This window comes from Brevundimonas sp. (genome assembly GCF_965278935.1).
In the GTDB taxonomy this organism is placed as follows: domain Bacteria; phylum Pseudomonadota; class Alphaproteobacteria; order Caulobacterales; family Caulobacteraceae; genus Brevundimonas.
In genome coordinates, this window is the sequence record NZ_OZ257124.1 from 2,131,383 (window position 1) to 2,155,975 (window position 24,593).

At 67.9% G+C, this 24,593-nt stretch carries 23 protein-coding genes; 17 read left to right on the plus strand and 6 right to left on the minus strand.

Annotated features, from left to right (window positions below; translation table 11 throughout):
* The first annotated feature begins 59 nt into the window (after nt 1–59).
* Nucleotides 60–749 carry a glutathione S-transferase family protein gene (locus ACQY68_RS10720; RefSeq protein WP_428149412.1) on the plus strand — a complete coding sequence of 230 codons (690 nt, stop codon included), beginning with the start codon at nt 60–62 and terminating at the stop codon, nt 747–749.
* Between the two features lie 6 nt (nt 750–755).
* On the opposite strand, the gene thiS is transcribed toward ACQY68_RS10720, so the two are convergent.
* Entirely contained in the window at nt 756–953 is a 198-nt protein-coding gene (gene thiS, locus ACQY68_RS10725) for a sulfur carrier protein ThiS (RefSeq protein ID WP_428149413.1), read from the minus strand.
* Between the two features lie 116 nt (nt 954–1,069).
* On the opposite strand from thiS, the gene aroQ reads away from it, so the two are divergent.
* From aroQ to aat, 4 genes are read left to right on the plus strand one after another with little or no spacing between them, the layout of a single operon-like run.
* A complete protein-coding gene (gene aroQ / locus ACQY68_RS10730) occupies nt 1,070–1,531 on the plus strand; it encodes a type II 3-dehydroquinate dehydratase (RefSeq protein WP_428149414.1) in 462 nt (153 codons plus the stop codon).
* A 25-nt stretch (nt 1,532–1,556) separates the two neighbouring features.
* Nucleotides 1,557–2,066: an acetyl-CoA carboxylase biotin carboxyl carrier protein gene (gene accB / locus ACQY68_RS10735; protein ID WP_428149415.1), complete on the plus strand. Its 510-nt coding sequence runs from the start codon at nt 1,557–1,559 to the stop codon at nt 2,064–2,066.
* A gap of 4 nt (nt 2,067–2,070) precedes the next feature.
* Entirely contained in the window at nt 2,071–3,423 is a 1,353-nt protein-coding gene (gene accC / locus ACQY68_RS10740; protein WP_428149416.1) for an acetyl-CoA carboxylase biotin carboxylase subunit, read from the plus strand.
* Between the two features lies 1 nt (nt 3,424).
* Nucleotides 3,425–4,120 carry a leucyl/phenylalanyl-tRNA--protein transferase gene (gene aat / locus ACQY68_RS10745; RefSeq protein ID WP_428149418.1) on the plus strand — a complete coding sequence of 232 codons (696 nt, stop codon included), beginning with the start codon at nt 3,425–3,427 and terminating at the stop codon, nt 4,118–4,120.
* Here the strand turns inward: aat and ACQY68_RS10750 are convergent.
* Both ACQY68_RS10750 and ACQY68_RS10755 read right to left on the minus strand, forming a co-directional pair.
* Nucleotides 4,087–4,749, minus strand: coding sequence for a DUF2155 domain-containing protein (locus tag ACQY68_RS10750; protein WP_428149419.1), 663 nt, complete (start codon nt 4,747–4,749; stop codon nt 4,087–4,089). The two genes, aat and ACQY68_RS10750, sit on opposite strands and share 34 nt — an antisense overlap.
* Nucleotides 4,746–5,138, minus strand: a complete 393-nt coding sequence (locus tag ACQY68_RS10755; protein WP_428149420.1) for an NADH:ubiquinone oxidoreductase subunit NDUFA12 — start codon at nt 5,136–5,138, stop codon at nt 4,746–4,748. The genes ACQY68_RS10750 and ACQY68_RS10755 overlap by 4 nt, the downstream gene beginning before the upstream one ends.
* A gap of 207 nt (nt 5,139–5,345) precedes the next feature.
* Here ACQY68_RS10755 and ACQY68_RS10760 point away from each other — a divergent pair, with 207 nt between their 5' ends.
* From ACQY68_RS10760 to ACQY68_RS10775, 4 genes are all read left to right on the plus strand, one after another.
* A complete protein-coding gene (locus ACQY68_RS10760; RefSeq protein ID WP_428149421.1) occupies nt 5,346–8,114 on the plus strand; it encodes a TSCPD domain-containing protein in 2,769 nt (922 codons plus the stop codon).
* Between the two features lie 6 nt (nt 8,115–8,120).
* Complete coding sequence (locus ACQY68_RS10765) at nt 8,121–8,522, plus strand: acyl-CoA thioesterase (protein WP_428149422.1); 402 nt, start codon at nt 8,121–8,123, stop codon at nt 8,520–8,522.
* 85 nt (nt 8,523–8,607) lie between these two features.
* Nucleotides 8,608–9,093: a pentapeptide repeat-containing protein gene (locus ACQY68_RS10770; RefSeq protein WP_428149423.1), complete on the plus strand. Its 486-nt coding sequence runs from the start codon at nt 8,608–8,610 to the stop codon at nt 9,091–9,093.
* A gap of 74 nt (nt 9,094–9,167) precedes the next feature.
* A complete protein-coding gene (locus ACQY68_RS10775) occupies nt 9,168–10,067 on the plus strand; it encodes a pentapeptide repeat-containing protein (protein WP_428149424.1) in 900 nt (299 codons plus the stop codon).
* A 23-nt stretch (nt 10,068–10,090) separates the two neighbouring features.
* Here the strand turns inward: ACQY68_RS10775 and aspS are convergent, their stop codons facing one another.
* Entirely contained in the window at nt 10,091–11,917 is a 1,827-nt protein-coding gene (gene aspS, locus ACQY68_RS10780) for an aspartate--tRNA ligase (RefSeq protein ID WP_428149426.1), read from the minus strand.
* 379 nt (nt 11,918–12,296) lie between these two features.
* Between aspS and ACQY68_RS10785 the strand changes: the two genes are divergently transcribed.
* The 4 genes from ACQY68_RS10785 (at nt 12,297) to ACQY68_RS10800 (ending at nt 17,127) form a co-directional block, all read left to right on the plus strand.
* The gene (locus ACQY68_RS10785; protein ID WP_428149427.1) at nt 12,297–12,998 is read left to right on the plus strand and encodes a chromosomal replication initiator DnaA; all 702 of its coding nucleotides are present in this window, start codon (nt 12,297–12,299) and stop codon (nt 12,996–12,998) included.
* Nucleotides 12,999–13,021: 23 nt separating this feature from the next.
* Entirely contained in the window at nt 13,022–15,238 is a 2,217-nt protein-coding gene (locus tag ACQY68_RS10790; RefSeq protein WP_428149428.1) for an RNA degradosome polyphosphate kinase, read from the plus strand.
* 62 nt (nt 15,239–15,300) lie between these two features.
* Complete coding sequence (locus ACQY68_RS10795) at nt 15,301–16,722, plus strand: Ppx/GppA family phosphatase (protein WP_428152644.1); 1,422 nt, start codon at nt 15,301–15,303, stop codon at nt 16,720–16,722.
* Between the two features lie 39 nt (nt 16,723–16,761).
* Entirely contained in the window at nt 16,762–17,127 is a 366-nt protein-coding gene (locus ACQY68_RS10800; RefSeq protein WP_428149429.1) for a VOC family protein, read from the plus strand.
* A 3-nt stretch (nt 17,128–17,130) separates the two neighbouring features.
* Here the strand turns inward: ACQY68_RS10800 and rnd are convergent, their stop codons facing one another.
* Both rnd and ACQY68_RS10810 read right to left on the minus strand, forming a co-directional pair.
* On the minus strand, nt 17,131–18,279 hold the full coding sequence (gene rnd, locus ACQY68_RS10805; protein WP_428149431.1) for a ribonuclease D: 1,149 nt from the start codon (nt 18,277–18,279) through the stop codon (nt 17,131–17,133).
* Nucleotides 18,280–18,361: 82 nt separating this feature from the next.
* The gene (locus tag ACQY68_RS10810) at nt 18,362–19,069 is read right to left on the minus strand and encodes an IPTL-CTERM sorting domain-containing protein (protein ID WP_428149433.1); all 708 of its coding nucleotides are present in this window, start codon (nt 19,067–19,069) and stop codon (nt 18,362–18,364) included.
* Nucleotides 19,070–19,267: 198 nt separating this feature from the next.
* On the opposite strand from ACQY68_RS10810, the gene purM reads away from it, so the two are divergent.
* From purM to ACQY68_RS10830, 4 genes are all read left to right on the plus strand, one after another.
* A complete protein-coding gene (gene purM / locus ACQY68_RS10815; protein ID WP_428149435.1) occupies nt 19,268–20,299 on the plus strand; it encodes a phosphoribosylformylglycinamidine cyclo-ligase in 1,032 nt (343 codons plus the stop codon).
* 58 nt (nt 20,300–20,357) lie between these two features.
* Nucleotides 20,358–21,740 (plus strand): M28 family peptidase, encoded by a 1,383-nt coding sequence (locus ACQY68_RS10820; RefSeq protein ID WP_428149436.1) that lies wholly within the window; start codon nt 20,358–20,360, stop codon nt 21,738–21,740.
* Nucleotides 21,737–22,339: a phosphoribosylglycinamide formyltransferase gene (purN, locus tag ACQY68_RS10825; RefSeq protein WP_428149438.1), complete on the plus strand. Its 603-nt coding sequence runs from the start codon at nt 21,737–21,739 to the stop codon at nt 22,337–22,339. The genes ACQY68_RS10820 and purN overlap by 4 nt, the downstream gene beginning before the upstream one ends.
* Nucleotides 22,340–22,408: 69 nt before the next feature.
* Nucleotides 22,409–24,469 (plus strand): M13 family metallopeptidase, encoded by a 2,061-nt coding sequence (locus ACQY68_RS10830; RefSeq protein WP_428149439.1) that lies wholly within the window; start codon nt 22,409–22,411, stop codon nt 24,467–24,469.
* Nucleotides 24,470–24,593 lie beyond the last annotated feature (124 nt).

Sequence of the window (24,593 nt, forward strand, 5' to 3'; positions counted from 1 at the left end):
GCACCGGGACCAATTCCCGTAATCAGGAAATACAGGCGAGCAACACAACGGGAGACCACATGGCCGAGATCACCCTTTTCGCGGCGCCCGGCAGTTGTTCGCGGGTCGCAACCATCGTGCTGGAAGAGATCGGCGTGCCGTTCACCTACGAACTGGTCCGCTTCATGAAGGGCTTTCACAAGTCCCCCGCCTACAAGGCGGTGAATCCCAAGGGCAAGGTGCCCGCGCTGATCGTCGACGGTGAGGCGCTGACCGAGAACGTCGCCATCCTATCATACCTCGCGGCGACCTACCCGGACGGCCGGGTGCTGCCTGCCGCTTCCACGCCGATGGCTGCGGCTCGCATCATCGCCGACCTGTGTTTCTGCTCGGCGACCCTGCACCCGCTGGTGACCCGCTACTGCATGTCGGTGAAGATCGGCGGCGAGGAAGGGGCGGCAGCGGTAAAGGCGGTCGGCGCCGAGGCCATGAAGGAAAACGCCGCCCTGATTGACCAGCGCCTGTGCGAAGGCGACTGGTGGTATGGCGACGCGTGGAGCGCCATGGACGCCTATCTGTACTGGGTATTCGGCCGCTTCAACGGCGCGGGTTACGATCTGTCGCCCTATCCGCGCTGGCAGACCCACGCCGCCCGGATGGAGGCGCGCCCGGCCGTTCAGCGCGCCCTGGCTCACGATGAGGCGGCTCAGGCCACACTCTCCGCCGAGCGGATGCAGATGGGTCCGGGCGGCGCGCCCAAGGCGGCCTGATCCGGTTCACCCCCCGCCGACGAACTGAACCAGTTCGATGCGGTCGCCCTCTTCTAGCGCGGTTTCGGCGTGCAGTGACTTGGGAACGATGGCCAGGTTGCGTTCCACCGCGACCTTGCGGACGTCGAACCCGAGCTCCTGAACGAGGGCCAGAACCGTCCGGGCGGTCACGTGCCGCGTATCTCCGTTGACTTGAATGCGCATGTCGTTACGTCAACCTGACCTGTGCGGCGTAACCCCGGCTTTGACGAGCGACGCCGTTCCGCTAAAAGGCCGCCCCACCGAAGCGGTCAGCCCCTTCGCCAACCCGTCCGGAGCGAATGCCCGAAACCCCCGTCCTCTACGTCCTGAACGGCCCCAACCTCAACCTTCTGGGGGTGCGGGAGCCGCACATCTATGGGCGCGAGACCCTGGCCGACATCCAAGGGCTGTGCGAGGCGGCGGCCGAAGGCGCGACCGTGGTGTTCCGCCAGTCGAATCACGAAGGTGAACTGGTCGGCTGGATTCAGGAGGCCCGCACCGAGGCTGCGGCCCTCGTCATCAACCCGGCGGCCTACAGCCATACCTCCGTCGCCCTGCTGGACGCCCTGAAGGCTCTGACCATCCCCGTGGTCGAGTGCCATCTGTCCAATCCAGCGGCGCGCGAGGAATTCCGGCGTCACTCCTACGTCTCGCTGGCGGCCACAGGCATCATCTCGGGCTTCGGCGCCCAATCCTACGAACTGGCCGTCAAGGCCGCCCTCCGGCTGGCGCGGGAACGCTCCGCATCGCCCGCCCGTTGAACCCAGACCACAAGGCATAGCTCTCATGGCGACCGACAAGAAACTGGATAACGAGCCCTCGGTGGAGATCGACACCACACTGGTCCGCCAACTGGCCGATATCCTCAACGACACCTCGCTGACCGAGATCGAGGTCGAGCGCGGCGAACTGCGCATCCGCGTCGCCCGCGAGATCACCGCGGCCCCGGCGATCCAGTATGCGGCCGCTCCGGCCTATGCCCCGCAGGCCGCTCCGGCTCCGGCCGCCACCGCCCCCGTGTCCATGCCATCCGACCCCGCCACAATCGTCACGAAGTCGGGTGAGACGGTGAAGTCACCGATGGTCGGCACCGTCTATCTGCAGGCCTCGCCCGAAGCCCCGCCGTTCGCCAAGGCCGGCGACAAGGTCAAGAAAGGCCAGACCCTGCTGATCGTCGAGGCCATGAAAACGATGAACCCGATCCAGGCGCCCCGCGACGGCGTGGTCCAGGAAATCCTGGTTGGCGACGCCCAGCCCGTCGAGTTCGGCGAACCCCTCGTCATTCTCGAGGCCTGAGCCCGTGTTCACCAAAGTCCTCATCGCCAACCGCGGCGAGATCGCGCTGCGGATTCACCGCGCGTGCAAGGAGATGGGAATCTCCACCGTCGCCGTTCACTCCGAGGCCGATCGCGGCGCCATGTGGGTGCGGCTGGCGGATGAAAGCGTCTGCATCGGCCCCGCTCCGGCGGCCAAATCCTACCTGAATATCCCGTCGATCATCGCAGCGGCGGAGATCACCGGGGCCCAGGCGATCCACCCGGGCTACGGCTTCCTGTCGGAGAACGCCCGCTTCGCCGAGATTGTGGAAGCCCACGGCATGACCTTCATCGGTCCCAAGGCTGAGCATATCCGGATCATGGGCGACAAGATAAGCGCCAAGCAGACGGTGCTTGAGGCCGGCATTCCCTGCGTGCCTGGTTCCGCCGGCGAGGTCGAGACCATCGAGGCCGCCATCGAAGCCTCCAAAGCCATCGGCTTCCCTCTGATCGTCAAGGCGGCGGCGGGCGGCGGCGGGCGCGGCATGAAGGTCGCCCTGACCGCAGACGACCTCGTTGAGGCCGTCCAGACCGCACAGACCGAGGCCAAGGCCGCCTTCGGCAACGGCGCGGTCTATATGGAGCGCTACCTCCAGAAGCCGCGCCACATCGAAATCCAGGTCGTGGCCGACAGCCACGGCAACGTCGTCCACTTGGGCGAACGCGACTGTTCCCTGCAGCGTCGTCACCAGAAGGTGCTGGAAGAAGCCCCCTCACCCGCCCTGTCGGCGGCCGAGCGCATCGCCATTGGCGAGACGGTCAACAAGGCCATCGGCAAGATCGGCTACCTCGGCGTCGGTACGATTGAGTTCCTGTGGGAAGACGGCGAGTTCTTCTTCATCGAGATGAACACCCGCCTGCAGGTCGAACACCCGGTCACCGAGGCCGTCACCGGCGTCGATCTGGTGCGCGAGCAGATCCGCATCGCCGCCGGCCTGCCGCTGTCGTTCACCCAGGATGAGATTCACTTCGAGGGGCACGCCATCGAGGTGCGGATCAACGCCGAGAACTCCGAAACCTTCGCCCCTTCGCCCGGCACAGTCACGGACTTCCACGCGCCGGGTGGCCTCGGCGTTCGTCTGGATAGCGCCATCTATGCCGGCTATTCGATCCCGCCCTATTACGACAGCCTGATCGGCAAGCTGATCGTCCACGGCCGCGACCGCGCCGAGTGCGTCGCCCGCCTGAAGCGCAGCCTGAACGAGATGGTCATCGGCGGCATCGACACCACCATTCCTCTGTTCCAGAAGCTGCTGCAGGAGCCGGACATTCTGTCGGGCGACTACGACATCCACTGGCTGGAGAACTGGGCCAAACGTCAGAAGACCGACGCCTGACGTGACCGATCCGGCGGCCAGCGCCTTCTCGCCGCCGGAACCCTTCGACGCCCACGCCCTGTTGCAGTGCTACGCCCACGGCGTGTTCCCGATGGGGGAGGATCGCGAGGACCCGCGCGTCTATCTGGTCGAACCGGAACAGCGCGGCGTCATCCCGCTGGACGCCTTCCACATCCCCGCACGCCTGCGTCGCACGATCCGGAACGAACCCTTCGTCGTGCGCGTGGACACGGCCTTCGACGCCGTCCTGCACGCGTGCGCCGCGTCCGGTCCGGGCCGGGAGGAGACCTGGATCAACGATCCGATCATGAGCCTCTACCTCGACCTGCACATGCGAGGTCACGCCCACAGCATCGAATGCTGGCGCGATGAAGTGCTGGTCGGCGGCCTGTATGGCGTGACGCTCGGGGGAGCCTTCTTCGGTGAAAGCATGTTCAGCCGCGCAACCGATGCGTCCAAGGTCGCCTTGGCGCATCTGGTGGCGCGTCTGAGGCTCGGGGGCTGGCGGCTGCTCGACGCCCAGTTCCGCACCCCGCATCTGGACCAGTTCGGGCTGCTGGAAATTCCTCAGCGCGCGTATCTGAAGCGCCTGGCCGACGCCTTGCCCGCCACACCGGACCCGTCAGCCCTCACCCGCCCGCTGTCTGGCGCGGAAGCCGTGACCTACGCCTTGCAGCCCACGACCCAGGCGTCATAGATCGGGTGCTGCAGTCCGCTGAGCGCCGGGGTCGACGAGAACATCCAGCCCCTGAAAATCTGACGCGGCGCGGCGCCCACCGCCTTCGGCTGAAGGGTAACGTCGATATAGGCGATGGCGTCGGAGACCAGTTCGTTCTCGGCGGAAACCTCGCAGGCGCGGGCGGTGAAGATCAAAGACTGGTTGAAGCGGACCGGCCGTCCGCCGACCTCGACCTCGAACCGCATGCTCTCTGCGGTGATCTTGTCGATCGCCTCGATGATGGCGACGCGGCGACGCTGGCGCGGGACCGGCGTGTCGGCGGCCAGGCGTTTGGCCTTGTCTTCCTCGGACTCGCCATCGTCCTTGTCTTCCGCATCCTCGCCGTCGGCCTGATCGCCCGCCTTGTCCTCATCGAGGGCGGCCGTAGCGATCGGGGGCGTAGGTGTAATGGCGATGGGCACGGCCGGCGCCGGATCGGCGGCCGGAGCGGCTTCCTGCGTCGGGTCGGCCCTCAGGGCGTCGCCGATGGGGTCGGCCGGGGTCGCGTCCTGGGCCGGGGCGTTCTGCCAACCGCCGGCGACCACGCCGCCGGAAACGGCCAGTCCGACGACCGCCGTGCCGATCAGCAGGATGCCTGTGCGGTTCATTCGGGCTTCCAGGCCTCGTAGTCGCCGGTCGCCGCGGGGCGAACGCCCTCCTCCAGCAGCGAGCCTTGCGGATGCCAGGCCAGCGGCGTTCCCGTCATGTTGGGGCGGTGATCCAGTTCCCAGCGACGGCGCGGCAGCGGCGCCTCGGTCGGCGGTTCATCGAAGGTGTAGTGCAGCCAGCCGTGCCAATCCGGCGTCACCTTCGACGCCTCGGCATAGCCCTCGTAGACGACCCAGCGGCGCTTGCGGCCGTCGTAGCTGACGTTGTCGCGCGACTGGTAATAGCGGTTGCCGTTCTCGTCGGTCCCGACCAGTTCGCCGCGCTTGGCGATTGTGAAAAGGGTGCCGATCGTCGCGCCGGACGTCCAACCGAAGATTCTGCCGAGCACGAGGCCTATCCAGTCTACAGATTCGGATCGGCGGGAGGCCCGATCCACTCGCTCGATCATAGAAACCGGCCGCGTCCGCGTCCAGCGCCCAGCCGAAATGACCGCAGGCAACATCTTGGGGGTAACCCGCGAGCTGACCGCTACATCTATTGCAGGGCGAGGCCGGAGCGCCCTAGGCTGACGAAACGATCCTGTCCGGGCCTGCGAATGCGCTTCACCCCCTTCCTGACCGACCTTGCGGCCTCCGTCGTGTGCGAGGCGCGTGAGATCGAGCGGGCCGACCGCGTCATTCGGGTCATGGCGCCGGCCGGCTGGAGCGATGTCCGCGTCGAGGCCTGGCTGGACTGGTACGACCAGTCGCCAGAGGACTGGGCCCGCCCTGGGGGCGCACCGTCCCGCATGTCGGCCGCCGGGGTCGCCATTCTCGACGGAGCTCTGGACCGCTGGTCCGCCCGCCTCGCCGCCTGGGGACTTTCGACCGGGGTGTTCCCGTCCACGATCGATGCCGACACCTTCGCTTCAGAACTGGTCGCCAGCGTTCTTCTGGGTCTCGCCGCGCCATCGTCAGTCCTGCTGGAAGGCGCGCGGACGCCGTCCGCGGCCGAAGATCCGACCGGTCCCACGCGCAATGCGACCGTCTTCGATCTCGGCGACGCCGGCGTTCGCGCCCAGTTCGAAAGCGACACGGCGCGCCGGCGCACGGCGCGTGTGACCGCCCATGCCCTGTCTGGAGTCGCCCGCACCCTGCGCGCGGTGACCGACGCGGTCAGGCGCTGTGACGGCCCGACCTCCGTCTGCGCCGATCCGGCCACCAACCCGGCTCTCGGCCGGGCCGCCCTGGCCGCCCGCCGGGCCGGCGCCGACGACACGGCCATCCTCGACGCCATCGCGGGACGGGTCTTCTCTGCCCCCGAACCGGAGCCTTTGAAGCCGGCGCGGGTCGTCGCCGTGTCCGAAGCCGGCTCGCCTATGGACGCGCCGCTCCGCGCCGCGGCCGACGGCTGTCTGGCCGACGATCTGATCGTGGCCTTCTCCCTGGGTGACGCGGAGGCCGCCGCAGACCTCGCCATCGCCCCGGGTTGCGCCATCGCCCTCCCGGCAGTCGCCGCCACCCTGCCCGACCTGATCGAGGCCCTCGACGCCCTCGCACGGCTGTGGACGACGGCTCTGGAGATCGAGGTCGCCTGCGGTTTCGCTCCGGATGGGCGGCTCGCGCGCCGGCGTCACGCCGTGCGCCCCGTTGTCCTGACGTTGGCAGGCGGTCTCGACTGGCTCGTCGCGAAGGGCGACGGGGCGATCGACACGACCGAATTCACCGCCGCATCCGGCCTCTTCGCCGCAGCAGCCTCCCTCGCGTCGAGCGAACTGGCTGCGACCTTGCGCCCGGCGACCGACTGGCCTGTCGCCGCGAAGTCCGCTGTGGCCGCCCTTGAAGCGCGCGAGGCCCGCCTCGCAGACCTGACGAGCGAGCTCGGACGGGCGGCCGCCCTGCGAACGGCGCAGGCCCACGCCGCCGTGAGCGCATCGGGTCGCCGACATTGCATGATCGCGACCCTGGCGGCGGATGCCGGGCGGGATTTGCGGCTTGGCGTCGCCCCGCTCTCCGGCATCGAAGTCTTCCAGACCCGCGATGGCGAGGTGGTGCGCCGGCTGCACCCGACTTTGGCCGCCGCGATCACGGCCCAGGGCGGCGACTTCGAAGGCGCGGAGCGCTGGCTTCTGGGCCGCCGCACCCTGATCGGCTCGCCCATGCTCGGCCATGCCGAACTCGCGGCGAAAGGGTTCACCGAGGTGGAGCTGGAGGCGGTGGAGACCGCTCTGGCTCATGTCGAGCGGCTCGAAGAGGCCTTCGCTCCGCCTGTGCTGGAAGCGGGCTTCATCCGAGACGTCCTCGGCTTCGATCAGGACGCTCTGGGCCGAGGCGGACTGCTGGCCCTGCTGGCCGCCCCCGAAGAGATCGCCGCTGCGACGGAACATGCATTCGGACGCCGCGACCTGTCCGCCTGGCCCAGTGCGCCCCTGCGGCTGAAGACCATCCTCGCCGACCTCGAAGACGCAGCGGCTTCCATGACCCGCGCCGCCGAGCCGTTCAGCGACGCGGCGGACATGACCGCGGTCGAGTTGCCCAGCCGGGCGGGGATCGGTGCGGCAATGGCGATTCTGACCCAGGCCGCGTCCGAGGGTCGTCGGGCGATCCGCCTGTCGCGCCGTCAGGGCTCCGACCAGCCCGTGCTTGATCTTCCGGATGTCGAGCCGGCCCGCCGCACGCCGGAACCTGCACCCCAGCCTCGTCCCGCGACGACGGAGCGCGTCGTGGAACGGGTCATCGAGCGCGAGCGCACCCGCCGCAAACTGCCCGACCGCCGCAAGGGCTATATCCAGAAGGCCGCCGTCGGGGGGCACAAGGTCTATATCCACACCGGCGAGTATGAGGACGGCGAACTCGGCGAGATCTTCATCGACATGCACAAGGAAGGCGCCGCCTTCCGCAGCCTGATGAACAATTTCGCCATCGCGATCTCCATCGGCCTTCAGTACGGCGTGCCGCTGGACGAGTTCGTGGACGCCTTCCTGCTGACCCGGTTCGAGCCCGCGGGACGGGTCACCGGCAACGATTCCATCGGCTCGGCGACCTCGATCCTGGACTACATCTTCCGCGAACTGGGCGTGTCCTATCTGGACCGCCACGAACTGGCCAATGCCGATGCGGAGCCGCTGGACGCCGATGGTCTGGGTTCGGGCAAGGCCGATGAACTGGTTCCCGCCGCCCGGTTCATCTCCAAGGGCTTCGCCCGGGGCCACGCGCCGGACAACCTCGTGGTCCTGCCGTTCGGCCGGAAAGCGGCAACGCCCGGTCGCACAGGCGATTACGGCGAGGCCGACGCCTGCCCCGCTTGCGGAGACTTCACGCTGCAGCAGCGCGGCGGGGCCTGGATCTGCGACACCTGCGGGATCGCGCCACAAATGCGCGGATAGACGTTCGTGGCGGGGTTCAGCTGTCCTCTCCGCGTTCGCTGGGGCGAGGTCGATGCCCAAGGCGTCGTCTTCAACCCCAACTATTTCGTCTATGCCGATGTGGCCGCGACGGAGTTCTTCCGCGCCGCCGGTGTCATGAGCGGCGACTACCCCGACATGGGCCAGAGTTACGTGGTCGACGCGCGCGCAAGCTTTCGAGCGTCGGCCCGGTTCGACGACCTGCTGGACATCCAGGTCTCCGTGTCCCGGATCGGCCGCTCGAGCTATGAACTTCGCGTCGATATCCTGCGCGACGGTGAGCTGCTGACCGAGATTTCGCTGACCTATGTCCGGGCTCTGGACGGCCGATCCGAACCCTTGTCCGACGGCTATCGCGACATGCTCGCCCGCGTCGGGGCGCCCGGCTGAGCAGGGTTCAGCAGATCGTAAGCTCCTGTGAAGTAACCTGAGCCGACGACTGCCGCCGGCTCGCCGGCTTCGGAGCACCACCGCTGTGAAACGCCTGATACTCGCCACCGCCGCACTCATCTTCTTGGTCGGTCCCGCCGTCGCCCAGAACGCCGGCCAGATCGCCCGCGTGCGCGGCGGCGCCAGCTGTTCCGGCTGCAATCTGTTTCAAGGCGATTTTTCGGGTCTTGAGGCACGCGGCCTGAACCTCAGCGGCTCGCGACTGCGTCAGGCCGATCTCAGCCTCGCGGTGATGAACCGCACCCGGTTCTCCAGCTCCGACCTGCGTGACATCGAGGCCTACGGCGGCGTCTTCTCCAGCTCGAACTTCAATCGGGCCGATCTGACCAACGCCAGCTTCGTCGGCGCCTATCTGGAAGGCTCCAGCTTTTCGGGCGCGACCTTGACCGGAACCAACTTTTCGGGAGCGCAGCTGGCGCGCGCCACGGGCCTGACGCAGAGCCAGCTGAACCGGGCCTGCGGCGACGCCGCGACGACCCTGCCCGGAAGCCTGCGCATTCCCACCTGCTGACGACCTCCATCCTTACCGCGATTTAAGTAGGGTTTCCGGTGATCAGGCATCATCTAGGGGGCGTGAAACAGACCATGTCCCTTTCCAGCCGCCTCTCCGCCGCCTTGCCGGCGCTCGCGATGTTCGCCGGCCTTTCGGCGCTCGCGGCTCCGGCGGCGGCCGAGGTCAGCTTCTCGATTCAGGACCGCGACGTGACGCGGATGATCTCGCTGGGCGGGTCCTGCAACCGCTGCGAACTGTCGGGCCGCAACCTGGCCGGCGCGACCTTCACGGGCGCGACCTTCATCAGCGCGACCTTGGTCGGCGCAGATCTGCGCGGAGCCGAGCTGGTCGGCTCCAACTTCTCGGGCAGCGATTTCACCCACGCCAACATGACCGGCGCCGAAATCCAGGGCTCGAACTTCACCGCCGCCGTCTTCCACGAGGTGAATCTTCACGGAGCCGAGGCACAGGGCTCCGTTTTCAGCCGGGCGGACCTCAGCCGGGCGGATCTTTCGGGCGCCGAACTGATGGGCGCGAACCTGAACGGAGCCGTTCTCACGCGCGCCGATCTGTCGAACGCAGAGCTGTTCGGTACGACTCTGGCCAACGTGAGCGCACGCGCCGCCTCCTTCGCCAACGCCGAACTGAACGCAGCCAATATGGCCGGCGGCGACTTCGGCGACGCCAACTTCACCAACGCCGAGCTGGACGGAGCGAGGATGTCGCGCGCCACATTCAGCCGAGCCGTCTTCACCGACGCCTCGCTGCGCCGGGCCGATATCCGGGGCGCCGATCTGTCGGGCGCCCGGGGCCTGACGCAGACCCAGATTTCTGAGGCCTGCGGCGACGCCACGACCCGCCTGCCACGCGGCCTCAGCGTCCGCACCTGCGGATCGCGCCTCATGACGTCGCCCAGAGCGCCCGTCGCCCCGCCCGCGCCCCCGGCCCCGCCGTCGCCGCGTCGGGACTTCGCCAGCGCCGACCGCCACTAGCCGCGACGGTCGAACGTCCCGCCTTACTTGAGCGGGAGCGCCTGGCGGATGTGCAGTTCCTTGTACTGACGCTCCAGCGCATCGGCGGGCGCGCTCATCAGAAGGTCCTGCCCCTGCTGGTTCAGCGGGAAGGCGATGACCTCGCGGATCGCGACCTGGTTGGCCAGCAGCATGACGATGCGGTCGATGCCGGGGGCCAGACCGCCGTGCGGCGGCGCGCCGTAGCGGAAGGCGTTCAGCATGCCGCCGAACTGCTCCTCGACCACCGAGGCGTCGTAGCCGGCGATCTCGAAGGCCTTGAGCATGATCTCGGCCTTGTGGTTCCGGATCGCGCCCGAGCACAGCTCGTAACCGTTGCAGACGATGTCGTACTGGTAGGCGCGAATCGTCAGCGGATCCTGGGTTTCCAGAGCCTCCAGCCCACCCTGCGGCATCGAGAAGGGGTTGTGCGAGAAGTCGACCTTCTTCTCTTCCTCGGACCATTCGAACATCGGGAAATCGACGATCCAGCAGAACTTGAACTGCTCTTCGTCGACCAGCTTCAGCTCGGTGGCGACGCGGGTGCGGGCAAGGCCGGCAAACTTGGCGAAGACCGACGGCAGGCCGGCGGCGAAGAAGGCCGCGTCGCCCTTGCCGAGACCCAGCGACGTCATCAGGGCGTCGGTGGCCTCGCCCAAATTCTTGGCGATCGGGCCGCCCCAGGCGTTGTTGTCGTCCGACCAGAAGATGTAGCCGAGGCCCGGCTGCCCCTCACCCTGGGCCCACGAGTTCATCCGGTCGCAGAAGGCGCGCGAACCGCCGGTCGGGGCCGGGATGGCCCAGACGGCGTTCTTGGCGTCGGCGCCAAGGATCTTGTTGAACAGGCCGAAGCCGCCGTCGCGGAAATGCTCCGAGACGTCCTGCATCTTGATCGGGTTGCGGGTGTCCGGCTTGTCGGTGCCGTACCATTTCATCGACTGTTCGTAGGTCAGGCGCTCGAAGCCGGCGTGCTCGAGCGTCTGGCCGAAGTCGTTGGTGAAGGTGTGGGTCCCGGAGATCGGGGAGACCGGCTTGCCGTCGGCGAACTCTTCGAACACACCGTGCATGACGGGTTCGATGGCGGCGAACACATCCTCTTGCGTGACGAAGCTCATCTCGACGTCGAGCTGGTAGAACTCCAGCGAACGGTCGGCGCGCAGGTCTTCGTCGCGGAAGCAGGGTGCGATCTGGAAATAGCGGTCGAAGCCCGAGACCATGAGCAGTTGCTTGAACTGCTGCGGGGCCTGCGGGAGGGCGTAGAACTTTCCCGGGTGCAGACGCGACGGCACCAGGAAGTCGCGCGCGCCTTCCGGCGACGAGGCCGTCAGGATCGGGGTCTGGTACTCCAGGAAGCCCTGCCCGACCATGCGCTGGCGGATCGAGGAGATTACGCGCGAACGCAGCACGATGTTCTTGTGCAGGGTCTCGCGGCGCAGATCGAGATAGCGGTGCTTGAGGCGGATTTCCTCGGGGTATTCCGGCTCGCCGAAGACCGGCAGCGGCAGTTCTGCCGCTTCGGACAGGACCTCGACGTTGGTGACCTGCAGCTCGATCTCGCCGGTCGGCAGGTTCGGGTTCACCACCGAGGCGTCACGAGCGACGACCGAACCGTCCACGCGGATCACGCTCTCGGCGCGGACACGCTCGACGGCGGCGAAGCCCGGCGTCTCCGGGTGGAAGACCAGTTGGGTAAGGCCGTAGTGGTCGCGCAGGTCGATGAACAGGAGGCCGCCGTGGTCGCGCTTGCGGTGAACCCAGCCCGACAGGCGCACGTTGGAGCCCGCGTCCGAAGACCGGAGGGCGCCGCAGGTGTGGGAGCGATAGGCGTGCATGGGAAAATCGTCTGAATCGGCCGGGAAACGGCGGGAATTGGAAGCGGCGTAAGGCGCATCCGCGCCCCGGAAAGTCAAGGTCGGACGCCGGTTTCGGGACCTGCGCGACTCCAAAAACGGAGTCGATAGAGTCGACAGAGTCTACACGTTCGCGGCCGACGTCCGAGCCAGCTCCGCAGTCTATACCCGCAGACCGCCAAGGCGCGGACGAGAGGCCTCCATGCCCGCCCTCCGGGAACAGGCGCCTTCCAGAGCGTCGACTGACTTTTTATGTTGGACGTCAGACGCGGTCGCAGCGGTCCACAGGGCCGGATCGTCTGTCCACGTCGCAGCATGATCCCGTATCAGGACAATCGGGCCGTTCTGCTATGGTCAACCCATGTCGGCACGTCGCCCCCCTCGCGAACAGCTCAGGCTGCCCCTGACCCGGGAGGCGCCGCAGGGCGCGACGGCCTTCGTGCGCTCGACCTCCAATGCCTATGCCTTCGACGCCCTCGCCGCCTGGCCGGACAGCGCGGGCCAGGTGATGGCCATCTGCGGACCCGCCGGGTGCGGCAAGAGCCATCTGGCGGCGATCTGGGCGGAACGGGTCGGGGCCATCCCCCTGAACGGAGCCGAGGCCGCTCTGGCCGACCCCATCGAGCTCGAGGGCCGCCCGGTCCTGCTCGACATCGCCCAGGACGCCGACGACGAAACCCTGTTCCACCTGATCAACCTGGCCCAGCAGGACGGCGGCGCGCTGCTGATGGTGTCGCGGCCGTCTCCGCGGCGCTGGCAGGTCGAGGTGCCGGACCTGCGCTCACGCCTCGACGCCGTACGGGTCGTGGCGATGGAGGCCCCTGAAGACACGGTCCTGTCAGCTATCCTCTCCGCCCGGTTCGCCGAGCGGAGCATCACTCCGGGCGACGGGGTGATCGACTATCTGGTGATGCGGATCGACAGGTCGGCGGAGGCTGTGGCGGACGTAGTGGAGCGGCTGGACGCGGAACATCGGCCGGTCACACGAGCGCTGGCGCGCCAGGTTCTGGGGGCCAGCAACGATCTGTTCGAAGAACCCGACGGAGCAGGGTTGCAGCCGTAACAATCGCGCCCCACAACCGGCCCATGTCCGACGCCGCCATCGCCGACGCCACCCGGGGCGAGGAAGTCCCCTCCTCCCGTGCGCCCCAGTTGCACCTGGATGAGGACCTGATGGCCTCGCCCAGGCGGTTCTTCAACCGCGAGATCAGCTGGCTGGCCTTCAACGCCCGGGTGCTGGAAGAAGCCGCCAACCCCAGCCACCCGTTGCTGGAGCGGCTGAGATTCCTGTCGATCTCGGCGAATAACCTCGACGAGTTCTTCATGACCCGGGTGGCGGGGCTGAAGGGTCAGGTGCGCGAGCGGGTGCGGGTGCTGTCCGCCGACGGTCTGACGGCCGCCGAGCAGCTGGAAAAGGTCAACCTCGCCGCCGGCGAGTTGATGGCCGAACAGCAGAAGCGCTGGCGTCAGTTGCGGAACGAGCTGACCACGGCCGGTATCGAGGTCGTAAAGTCGACGAAGATCACGAAAACCGACAAGGACAGGCTGGAACCGGAATTCCTGAGCCAGCTATTCGCCGTTCTGACGCCCTTGGCCATCGACCCGGCCCATCCGTTTCCCTTCCTGCCGAACCTGGGCTTCTCTCTGGCCCTGAAGCTGAGACGCGAGCGGGACAACAAGACCCTCTACGCCCTCGTTCCCGTGCCGACCCAGGTGCGGCGGTTCTGGGAGCTGCCGGGTGACGGCCGGTCGGTCAAAGGCCGCCGGCGTTTCGTCACGCTGGAGACCATGCTGCTGCTCTTCATCGAGCACCTGTTTCCGGGCCATGAGGTTCTGGAAAAGGGCGTGCTGCGGCTGATCCGCGACTCGGACATCGAGATCGAGGAAGAAGCCGAGGATCTGGTGCTGGAGTTCGAGGAGGCGCTGAAGCAGCGCCGTCTGGGCTCCGTCGTTCGGGTCAAGATCGAGGCGGCCATGCCCGCCGACCTGCGCGACTTCATCATCGGCGAGCTGGAAGCGGCGCCCCAGGACGTCGTGCTCGTCGACGGCATGCTGGGTCTGGCCCAGATGTCCGAGCTGATCCCGTCGGGCCACCCCGACCTGAAGTTCCCGGGCTACGAGCCGCGCTATCCGGAGCGGGTGCGCGACCAAGGCGGAGATGTCTTTGCCTCCGTGCGCGAGAAGGACATTCTGATCCACCACCCGTTCGAGAGCTTCGACGTGGTGGTGCAGTTCCTGCGTCAGGCGGCGCGCGACCCCAACGTCATCGCCATCAAGCAGACCCTCTATCGCACCTCCAAAGACAGCCCGATCGTCGCGGCCCTGATCGAGGCGGCCGAGAACGGCAAGAACGTCGTCGCCCTGGTCGAGATCAAGGCCCGGTTCGACGAGGAGGCCAACCTGCGCTGGGCCCGCGCCATGGAGCGGGCGGGGGTGCACGTGGTCTTCGGCTTCGTCGAGTACAAGACCCATGCCAAGCTCAGCGTCGTCGTGCGGCGCGAGGGCGACGGCTTGAAGACCTACTGCCATTTCGGCACCGGCAACTATCACCCGATCACGGCCAAGGTTTACACCGACCTGAGCCTGTTCTCCTCCGATCCTGTGCTCGCCCGCGATGCGTCGCGGGTGTTCAACTACATCACCGGCTATGCCCAGCCCGAGGATCTGGAGGCGCTGGTCGTCTCGCCCCTGAACATGAAGTCGACGCTGATCGAGCTGATCGGCAAGGAGATGTCGGCCGCCGCCAAGGGCAAGCCGGCGGCGATCTGGGTCAAACTGAACGCCCTCGTCGATCCCGAGATCATCGACGCCCTGTACCGGGCCAGCCAGTGGGGCGTGCGGATCGAGCTGGTGGTGCGCGGCATCTGCTGCCTGCGTCCGGGCGTGCCGGGCCTGTCGGAGAACATCAGGGTCAAATCGATCGTCGGCCGCTTCCTCGAGCACAGCCGGATCATCTGTTTCGCCAATGGGCGCGACCTGCCGCACGACAGGGCCAAGGTCTTCATCAGTTCCGCCGACTGGATGACCCGCAACCTCGATCGTCGGGTCGAGATCATGACGCCGATCACCAACGTCACCGTCCACGATCAGGTGCTGGACCAGATCATGGTGGCCAACCTGAAGGACGACGCCCAGAGCTGGGTGCTAGGCGCCGACGGCGGCTACACGCGGGTCACGCCCGCCGACCCCGCGCGGCCCTTCTCGGCCCACAAATATTTCATGACCAACCCCAGCCTGTCGGGCCGGGGCCGCAAGGTGAAGACCCGGCCGGAAGCGCTGCGCTACGATCGGCCCGGTAAGTGAACGAACTCTACGCGACACCGCGCGAGGCGGCGGTCATCGACATCGGCTCGAACTCCGTCCGCATGGTGCTGTACCGGCTGGAAGGCCGGGCGATCTGGACGGTGTTCAACGAGAAGGTCTTGGCCGGCCTCGGCCGCGACCTGCCGGAGACCGGCAGGCTGTCGCCGCAGGGCGTCGAGATGGCGATGACGACGCTGCGCCGGTTCGCGGCGGTGCTGGAGGGGGTGCGTCCCGCCTACACCTTCGTCGCCGCCACGGCCGCGGTGCGCGAGGCCGAGGACGGGCCGGACTTCTGCGACCGGGTCGCCGCCACCACCGGCCTGCGGGTGCGGGTGCTGACCGGGGAAGAAGAAGCGAAATACGCCGCCCTCGGCGTGCTGGCCGGAGAGCCGCGCTCGACCGGGGTCGCCGCCGACATGGGCGGGTCGAGCCTGGAGCTGATCAAGGTCGGCGGCGGGACGGCGTCATCAGGCATCACCCTGCCGCTCGGGCCGTTCAGCCTGGCCGATCCGAAGGGGTTCGACGCCGGGCGGCTGCGGGCCACGATCGCGAACCGGCTGAAGCCGGCGGCGAAGCGGTTCCCGGCGAACGAACTGCATGCGGTCGGCGGCGGCTGGCGGTCGCTGGCCCAGTTGCACATGGCGATGAACGACTATCCGCTGCACATCGTCCACCAGTACGCGATGAGCGCCGACGACGCGCGGGCCGTGTCCCGGCTGGTGGCGCAGCAGTCGAGGACGTCGCTGGACCGCCTGCCCGGCGTTTCCAAACGCCGCGCCGAGACCCTGCCCTACGCCGCCCTGGTGCTGGAGGGCCTGATCGACACCCTGGGTCTGAAGACGATCACCTTCTCGGCCTGGGGGCTGCGCGAGGGGCTGCTGTACGAGACGCTGGATCAGGACGAGGCCCCGGCCGACCCCCTGATCGCCGGAGCGGCGGCCCTGGGCGCACGGCAGGGGATATCGCCGGCCATGCCGGCCGCGCTGAATGCGTGGCTCGGGGATGTCATCGCCGCCCTGCCCGAGGCGTTCGGCCGCGAGCGCGACGCCGTACTGGCCGCCGCGGCCTGCCGCCTGGCCGATCTGGGCGCACGGCTGCATCCCGATCACCGGCTGGAGCTGGTGTTCGATCAGGTCCTGCGTGCGCCGATCCCGGGCCAGACCCATCCCGAGAGGGTGTGGCTGGCCTGCGCCCTCAACGGCCGCTACGGCGGCGGAGCCTCGACTCCCGCGCCCGCCGTCGTCGACCGGCTTCTCAGCGACGACGCCCGCGCCGGCGCCCGGGCTCTGGGGCTGGCCATGCGGCTGGGCTGCGATCTGTCGGGGCGCTCGCCCCAGTTGCTGGCCAACGCCGCAGTCACGGTGAAGGGCGGCGTGCTGAAGCTGACGGCGTCGCCGGGCTATGCCGACGTTCTGCTGGGTGAACAGACGCGCCGTCGCGCCAAGGCGCTGGCCGAAGCCATGGGACTGAAGCTGGAAATCTGACGCGGTCCGGCCCATCGTGCGTCCGAACAGGAGGCGATCATGGCGGTCACCGGCATCGGCGGATTCTTTTTCCGCTCAAAGGACCCGAAGGCCCTCGCGGCCTGGTATCTCGAACATCTCGGCGTCGGGGCACCGGAGGGTGTATACGTCTGGGACCAGCAGGCCGGGCCCACCGTCTTTTCGCCGTTCAAGGCGGACACCGACTATTTCGCGGCCGACAAGCAGTGGATGATGAACCTGCGGGTCGACGATCTGGACGGGCTGAAGGCCAGCCTGACCGCCGCCGGGATCGAGGTGATCACCAAGCCGGAGTGGGACACCATGCCGGAAGTCGGCCAGTTCGCCCGGATCCACGATCCCGAGGGCAATCCGATCGAGCTGTGGCAGCCGGCGGCCCAGCCGTAACGGCTACTCGATTTCGACGACCTCGACGCGGGCGCCGTTTAGGACCAGAGCGATCTCGCCGCGCTTGAGCTTCAGGGCGTCCTCGCCGAACAGCTGACGCCGCCAGCCGGTCAGGGCATCGACCGGAGCGTTGTCGTCGATGGCGATGCGTTCGAGGTCGGCGACATTGGCGATCAGCTTGGAGGCCACGCCGGCGTTGTCGCTCTTGGCCTTCAGCAGCACCTTGAGCAGTTCGACCACCGACGGCGGAGCCGGCTGGTTGTGGGCCGGCCGGTCCAGCTTGGGCGCATGGGCCTCGGGGTCGGCCATGACCCGCTTCAGTTCCTCTGTCAGTTCGAGGCCGAGGCGCGACCCGCCGAAGCCCTTGGGCACCGAGCGCAGGCGGTTGAAGGCCTCGACGTCCAGCGGCGTCTGGGTCGCGATCTCGTCGATCGCCTCGTCCTTGAGGATGCGACCGCGCGGCTGGTCGCGGTCCTGGGCCGCCTTCTCGCGCCAGACCGCCGTCGCCTTGAAGGCGGCGAGGTAGCGGGCGTTGTACTTCTTGGGCTTGAGCCGTTTCCAGGCCTTCTCCGGATCGGTGTCGTAGAGGGCCGGATCGACCAGATCCTCCATCTCCTGCGTCACCCAGTCCAGACGGCCTTCCTTGGCCAGTCGGTCGCGCAGCTTCGGATAGAGGGCCGCGAGATGGGTGACGTCGCCGATGGCATAGGTCAGCTGGGCGTCGGACAGCGGACGGCGCGACCAGTCGGTGAAGCGACTGCCCTTGTCGAGGTCGATGCGCAGCATCTGGCGGACCAGACCGTCATAGGCGACCTGATCGCCGAACCCGGCGGCCATGGCGGCGACCTGGGTGTCGAACATGGGCTTGGGCATGGCGCCCAGTTTGACGAAGATTTCCGTGTCCTGACGCGCGGCGTGGAAGACCTTCACGATCTTCGGATCGCGCAGGATGTCCAGGAACGGTTCCAAGTCCAAACCTTCGGCCTGGGGATCGATGATCGCCTCGTGCTCAGGCGTGGCCGCCTGGATCAGGCACAGCTTGGGCCAGTAGGTCGTCTCGCGCATGAACTCGGTGTCCACGGCGATGAAAGGCGCTTGGGCGACGGCCGCGCAGAATTGAACCAGCGCGTCATTGGTGGTGATCGGCGTCATTGGAAAGCTATAGCCCCGCCGACGCCCCCTGTGACAAGAGCGTCCGACGCATTTCCGCGCGGATTCAGCCGCCTGAAGGCCTTCAGGCTTCCAGTTTCCGTCGTTGAACCAGCAAGACCGCGGTTCCGGCGAGCATCAAGCCGACCAGAATCATGGCCCATTCCGACAGCGTCGGCACCGGCGGCACAGGCGGCAGGGCTTCGGTCAGGCTGACATTGTCCCAGCCGGTCTGACCGGACGCGCCCGTTGTCAGCAGGCGAACGGTCAAAAGCTGGCCGGCCTGGGGAGCCGTACCGACCCACGACGCGGTGCCGGAGACGAAGGCGCCGCTGGACTGAACGATCGGCTGTGAGGCCACCATCGTGCCGCCCGTCACGACGCCGTTGGCGACCGTGCCGCCGGACCAGAGCTGGATCGACGTGCCGGTGGCTGCCGTGGTGTCCGTGCGGAGACCGACTTCGGCGGTCAAGGTATAGGTCGCGCCCGCCACGACGGTCTTGGCGGTCTGCTGGGCGATCGACCCGGTGGCGCCCTGGTTGTTGGTGAACGCCCACTGTGTGCCGTTTGGCGTCAGCAGGATCCCGGCTTCGTAGGAAACGCCATAGCCGAAGCCGCCGCTGGCCTGGCCAGTCCAGCCGCCGGGAATGGTGTCCTGCGTGACATTCCCGGGGGTGAGGACCGGCGACTCGAAGCTCGGGTTGCTGACCAGATTCTGGGCGGCGGCCGGAACGGCGGCGAGCGCCAGGGCGGCAGCGGCGAACACGCCCGCCACGAGCGAAAAGCGGTGCATCGAAAAAACTCCCCCGAACTGACGCTAGGAGCTTCCGAAACATCGGCGCTACTGGTCACTGAAGTCTTTGATTACACGGGTCTCTCAGTTTCTCAACTGAATCTTTCGCCGGCGACGGCGGCCCCGCCTATGGCCTCGCGCCCCCGCTCCGTGGCAAGAGCCGCGCTACAAATCCCCGATTCAGGTCCGCCCCCCCCCATGACCAAGCCCGATGACACGTTGCCGAACGGCCTGACCTATGCCGACGCGGGCGTGGACATCGACGCCGGCGACATGCTGGTCGAGCACATCAAGCCCTTGGCGAAGTCAACGGCGCGGCCGGGATCGGATCCGTCGCTGGGCGGGTTCGGGGCCCTGTTCGATCTGAAGGCGGCCGGGTTCGTGGATCCTCTGATCGTCTCGACCACCGACGGCGTCGGCACCAAGCTGAAGATCGCCATCGAGACGGGTCGTCACGACGGCGTCGGCGTCGATCTGGTCGCCATGTGTGTCAACGACCTGCTGGCCCAAGGCGCCGAGCCCCTGCTGTTCCTCGACTATTATGCGACCGGCAAGCTGGAGATCGATGCGGCGCGGCGCGTGGTCTCCGGCATCGCCGAGGGCTGCCGTCAGGCCGGTGCGGCCTTGGTCGGCGGCGAGACGGCCGAGATGCCGGGCATGTATTCGGGCGGCGACTACGATCTGGCCGGCTTCTCCTTGGGCGCCGTCGAGCGCGGGCACGCCCTGCCCCGTCTGGATCTGCAGAACACAGGCGACCTGATCATCGGTCTGGCCTCGTCCGGTCCGCACTCCAACGGCTATTCCCTGATCCGCAAGGTGGTGGAGCGGTCGGGCCTGGCCTGGTCGGACGACGCGCCGTTCGCGAAGGACCGGTCGCTGGCCCAAGCGCTGATGGAGCCGACCCGTATCTATGTGAAGTCGGTGCTGCCGCTGATGAAGGCGGGCCTGATCAAGGGCGCGGCCCACATCACCGGCGGCGGCCTGATCGAGAACCCGCCCCGCTGCATCGCCGAGGGCCTGTCGGCCGAGTTCGACTGGGACGCCTGGCCGGTTCCGCCGGTGTTCCAGTGGCTCGCCGAGACCGGCGGCATCTCTGACCACGAGATGCGTCGGACGTTCAACTGTGGCGTGGGCTTCATCCTGATCGTCGCGCCGGACCATGCCGAGGACGTTCTGGCCGGGTTGCTGGAAGCGGGCGAAGCGGCCTTCGTCTGCGGGCAACTGGTCTAACTTCCCTCTCCCGGTGGCGGAGGGATGTGGTTAGGTTGCCTCGAATCCGGAGTTTCGCATGCGTCTGATCGCCCTCGCCGCCCTGCTGGCCCTGCCCGCCGCGGCCCATGCCCAGACGCCCGCCGCCGTCGAGCAGCCACTGCTGCACACCGTCGTGTCCCAGGTCGAGGCCGACCGGATGCACGCGGACGTCACCGCCCTGGTCGGGTTCGGCACGCGCCATACGATGTCCGACACCGTCTCCGAAACGCGCGGCATCGGCGCCGCCCGTCGCTGGACCGAGCGCGAGTTCCGCCGCATCGGCTCCGAATGCGGAAACTGCCTTGAGATCGCCCTTCCCGCCGACACGGTCACGGGCGCCCGCGTGCCGACGCCGACCGAGGTCGTCGACGTCCTCGCCATCCAGCGCGGGACCGGCGACCCCAACCGCGTCATCGTCATTTCCGGCCACATCGACAGCCGCGTCACCGACGTGATGAACTTCACCGCCGACGCGCCGGGCGCCAACGATGACGCCTCGGGCGTGGCCGCCGTGCTGGAGGCCGCGAGGGTCCTGTCGAAGCACCGGTTCGACGCCACCCTGGTCTATGCCGTCCTGTCCGGCGAGGAGCAGGGTCTGCTGGGCGGCAAGATCCTGGCCGACTATGCGACGGCCCAGGGCTGGGTCGTCGAGGCCAATCTGAACAACGACATCGTCGGCAATTCCGAGGGCCAGTCTGGTGTCCGTGACACCACCCGCGTGCGCGTCTTTTCCGAAGGCACCAAGACGGTCGAGACGGCGCTGCAGGCCGAGCGGCGTCGCTACAACGGCGGCGAGATCGACTCCTCGTCGCGCAACCTCGCCCGCTTCGTCGACAACATCGCCGACCGCTATCTGGCGAATTTCGACGTTGACATGATCTATCGCACCGACCGGTTCGGTCGCGGCGGCGATCAGGTCGAGATGCTGCGCGCAGGCTTCCCCGCCGTCCGCATCTCCGAAGGCGCCGAGAACTACGACCGCCAGCACCAGGACCTGCGCACCGAGAACGGTGTCGAATACGGCGACACAATCGAGGGCGTAGACTTCGACTATCTGGCCCAGGTCGCGCGGTTGAACATCGCCACGATGGCGGCGCTCGCCTCGGCTCCGATGGTCCCGGCCGACGTGACGATCGAAGGCGCGGTCAAGCCCGACACGACCCTGCGCTGGTCCGCCGTCCCCGGCGCGGCGAGCTACCGCGTCTGGTGGCGCTCGACCACGGCGCCGCAGTGGACCTTCAACCGCTCGGCCGGGACGGCGACGTCGCTGGTCCTCTCCGGCATTCCGATCGACGACTATTTCTTCGGCGTCTCGGCCATTTCCGACGACGGCTTCGAAAGCCCGGTCGTCTATCCCGGCCCGGCCGGCGCCTTCGTCTCGGTCGGCGACCCGGCGCCTGCGGCCGCTCCCGCTCGATGAGCGAGACGACAGGCCGCGTGCGCGTGGCCGTGATGATCTCCGGCGCCGGCTCGAACATGGCCGCCCTGATCGACGCGGGCCAGATGGCCGATGCGCCGTATGAAGTCGTGCTCGTCCTGTCCAACGACCCGGAAGCGGGCGGTCTCGCCGTCGCGCGGGCCAAGGGCGTCGCCACGGCCGCCGTCGACCACAAACCCTTCGGCAAGGACCGCGCCGCCCACGAGGCCACGATCCAGACGGAACTCGACGCCGCGAAGGTCGAGGTCATAGCCCTCGCCGGCTACATGCGCCTGCTGACGCCTTTCTTGGTCGGCGCGTGGGAGGGCCGGATGCTGAACATCCACCCCAGCCTGCTTCCGAAATATCCGGGTCTCGACACCCACGCCCGCGCCTTGGCCGCCGGAGACGCCGAGGCGGGCTGCACTGTCCATCTGGTGACCGAGGGGGTCGACGAAGGCCCGATCCTCGACCAGCAGGCCGTGCCCGTCGTGGCCGGCGATACCCCCGCGACGCTGGCCCAGCGCGTGCTCAGCGCCGAGCACGCCCTCTACCCCCGCGCGCTCGCCGACTTCTGCCGGGCGCGGATTAGAAGTTTGTAATCATCGCGCTTTGCCCGCGACAACGGGCCGGGCCGGAGTCAGTGTCCCGGAAATTCACAGGGATACCTCATGTCCAGACTTCGCCTCATGGCTTGCGCCGCCGGCGCCGCCCTCCTGATCGCCTCGCCCGTCCTCGCCCAGACCGCGCCCCTGCCGGTCGAGATCCCGTCCGAGGATCAGGCCGAGATCGGCGCCTTCGGCGTCGACCTGAACGGCATGGATACGTCGGTGAAGCCCGGCGACGACTTCAACCGCTACGTCAGCGGCAACTGGCTGGCCAATACGCCGATCCCCGCCGACAAGGCCTCCTACGGCATGTTCACCGTGCTGCGGGATCGTTCGGACGCCGATCTGCGCGAGATCATCGACGAGAGCGCCGCCAACCCGGGCGCCAGCGCCGACGCGACCCGCATCGGCTCGATGTACTCCGCCTTCCTCGACGAAGCTGCCGTCAACGCCCTCGGCGCCTCGCCGCTGCAGGCCGATCTGGCCGAGGTTCGCGCCGCCGACACCCGCGAGAAGCTGGCGACCCTGATGGGCCGCACCCAGTACGGCTTCGGCTCCAGCATCTTCGGCGTTCAGGCCTTCGAGGACCTGCGCACCCCCGACCGTACCTCAGCCTATGTGGTCCAGGGCGGCCTCGGCATGCCCGACCGCGACTATTATCTGGAAGACAGGTTCGCGACCCAGAAGGCCGCCTATCGCACCTATGTCGAACAAGCCCTGACCCTTGCCGGCTGGCCCGAGCCGGCGGCCGCCGCCGACGCCATCCTGGCGTTCGAAACCGCCATCGCCCGGGAACACTGGACCCAGGTTGAGAACCGCCAGATCGACAAGATCTACAACCCGATGACCGTCGCCGAACTGACCACGGCCGCGCCGGGCTTCGACTGGGCCGCCTGGGCGACCGCAGCGGGCGTCGGCACGGAGCGCACCCTGATCGCCGCCAACAACACCGCCTTCCCCGGCATGGCCCGCGTCTTCGCCGAGACCCCGATCTCGACCCTGCAGTCCTGGGAAGCCTTCCACGTTATCAACCAGGCCGCCCCCTATCTGTCCGACCCGTTCGTCCAGGCCCGCTTCGAGTTCTTCGGCAAGACCCTCAGCGGTCAGCAGGAGATCCAGCCCCGCTGGAAGCGCGGCGTCACCCTGGTCGAGGGTTCGCTGGGTGAATCCCTGGGTCGCGAATACGTCGCCCGCCACTTCCCGGCCGAGTCCAAGGCCCAGATGGAAGAGCTGGTTGCCAACCTGCGCGCCGCGATGACCATCCGCATCCAGAATCTCGACTGGATGAGCCCGGCGACCAAGGAACAGGCGCTCTACAAGATGAGCCGGTTCGGCGTGAAGATCGGCTATCCCGACGAATGGCGCTCCTATGACGGGCTCAACCTCGTGGCCGGCGACCTCTACGGCAACGTCGAACGCTCGGCCGCCTTCGAGTGGGAGTTCAACCTTTCCAAGCTGGATCGCCCGGTGAACCCGCTGGAATGGGGCATGACGCCCCAGACCGTGAACGCCTACTACAACCCGCCGCGCAACGAGATCGTCTTCCCGGCCGCCATCCTGCAGGCGCCCTTCTTCGATCCGCGCGCCGATCCGGCGGTCAACTATGGCGGCATCGGCGCCGTCATCGGCCACGAGATCACCCACGGCTTCGACGACCAGGGCCGCAAGACCGACGGCGACGGCGTGCTGCGCGACTGGTGGACCGCCGAGGACGCCGCCAAGTTCGAGGAGCGGGCCGCCGTCCTGGGCGCCCAGTATTCGGCCCTGTCGCCGGTGGAAGGCGCCCACGTCAACGGCGACCTGACCATGGGTGAGAACATCGCTGATCTGGGCGGTCTGCTGATGGCCCTGGACGCCTATCATATGTCGCTCAACGGCCAGCCGGCGCCGGTGCTGAACGGCCTGACCGGCGATCAGCGCGTCTTCCTCGGCTGGGCCCAGGTGTGGCGCACCAACGCCCGCGACGAGGCCCTGCGCCAGCAGGTGACGACCGACCCGCACGCTCCCGGCATGTACCGCGCGGCCGTCCCGCCCCGGAACATCGACGCCTGGTACACGGCCTTCGGCGTCGAGCCCGGCGACGAGCAGTATCTGGCCCCCGAAGCCCGGGCCCGGATCTGGTAGGTACGAAAAAGGCCCCGGAGCGATCCGGGGCCTTTCTTCTTTGTGGGCTATCGCTCGCGACGCGGTCGCTCGCTACTTGAGCCCGGTCTTTGTGGGCTATCGCTCGCGACGCGGTCGCTCGCTG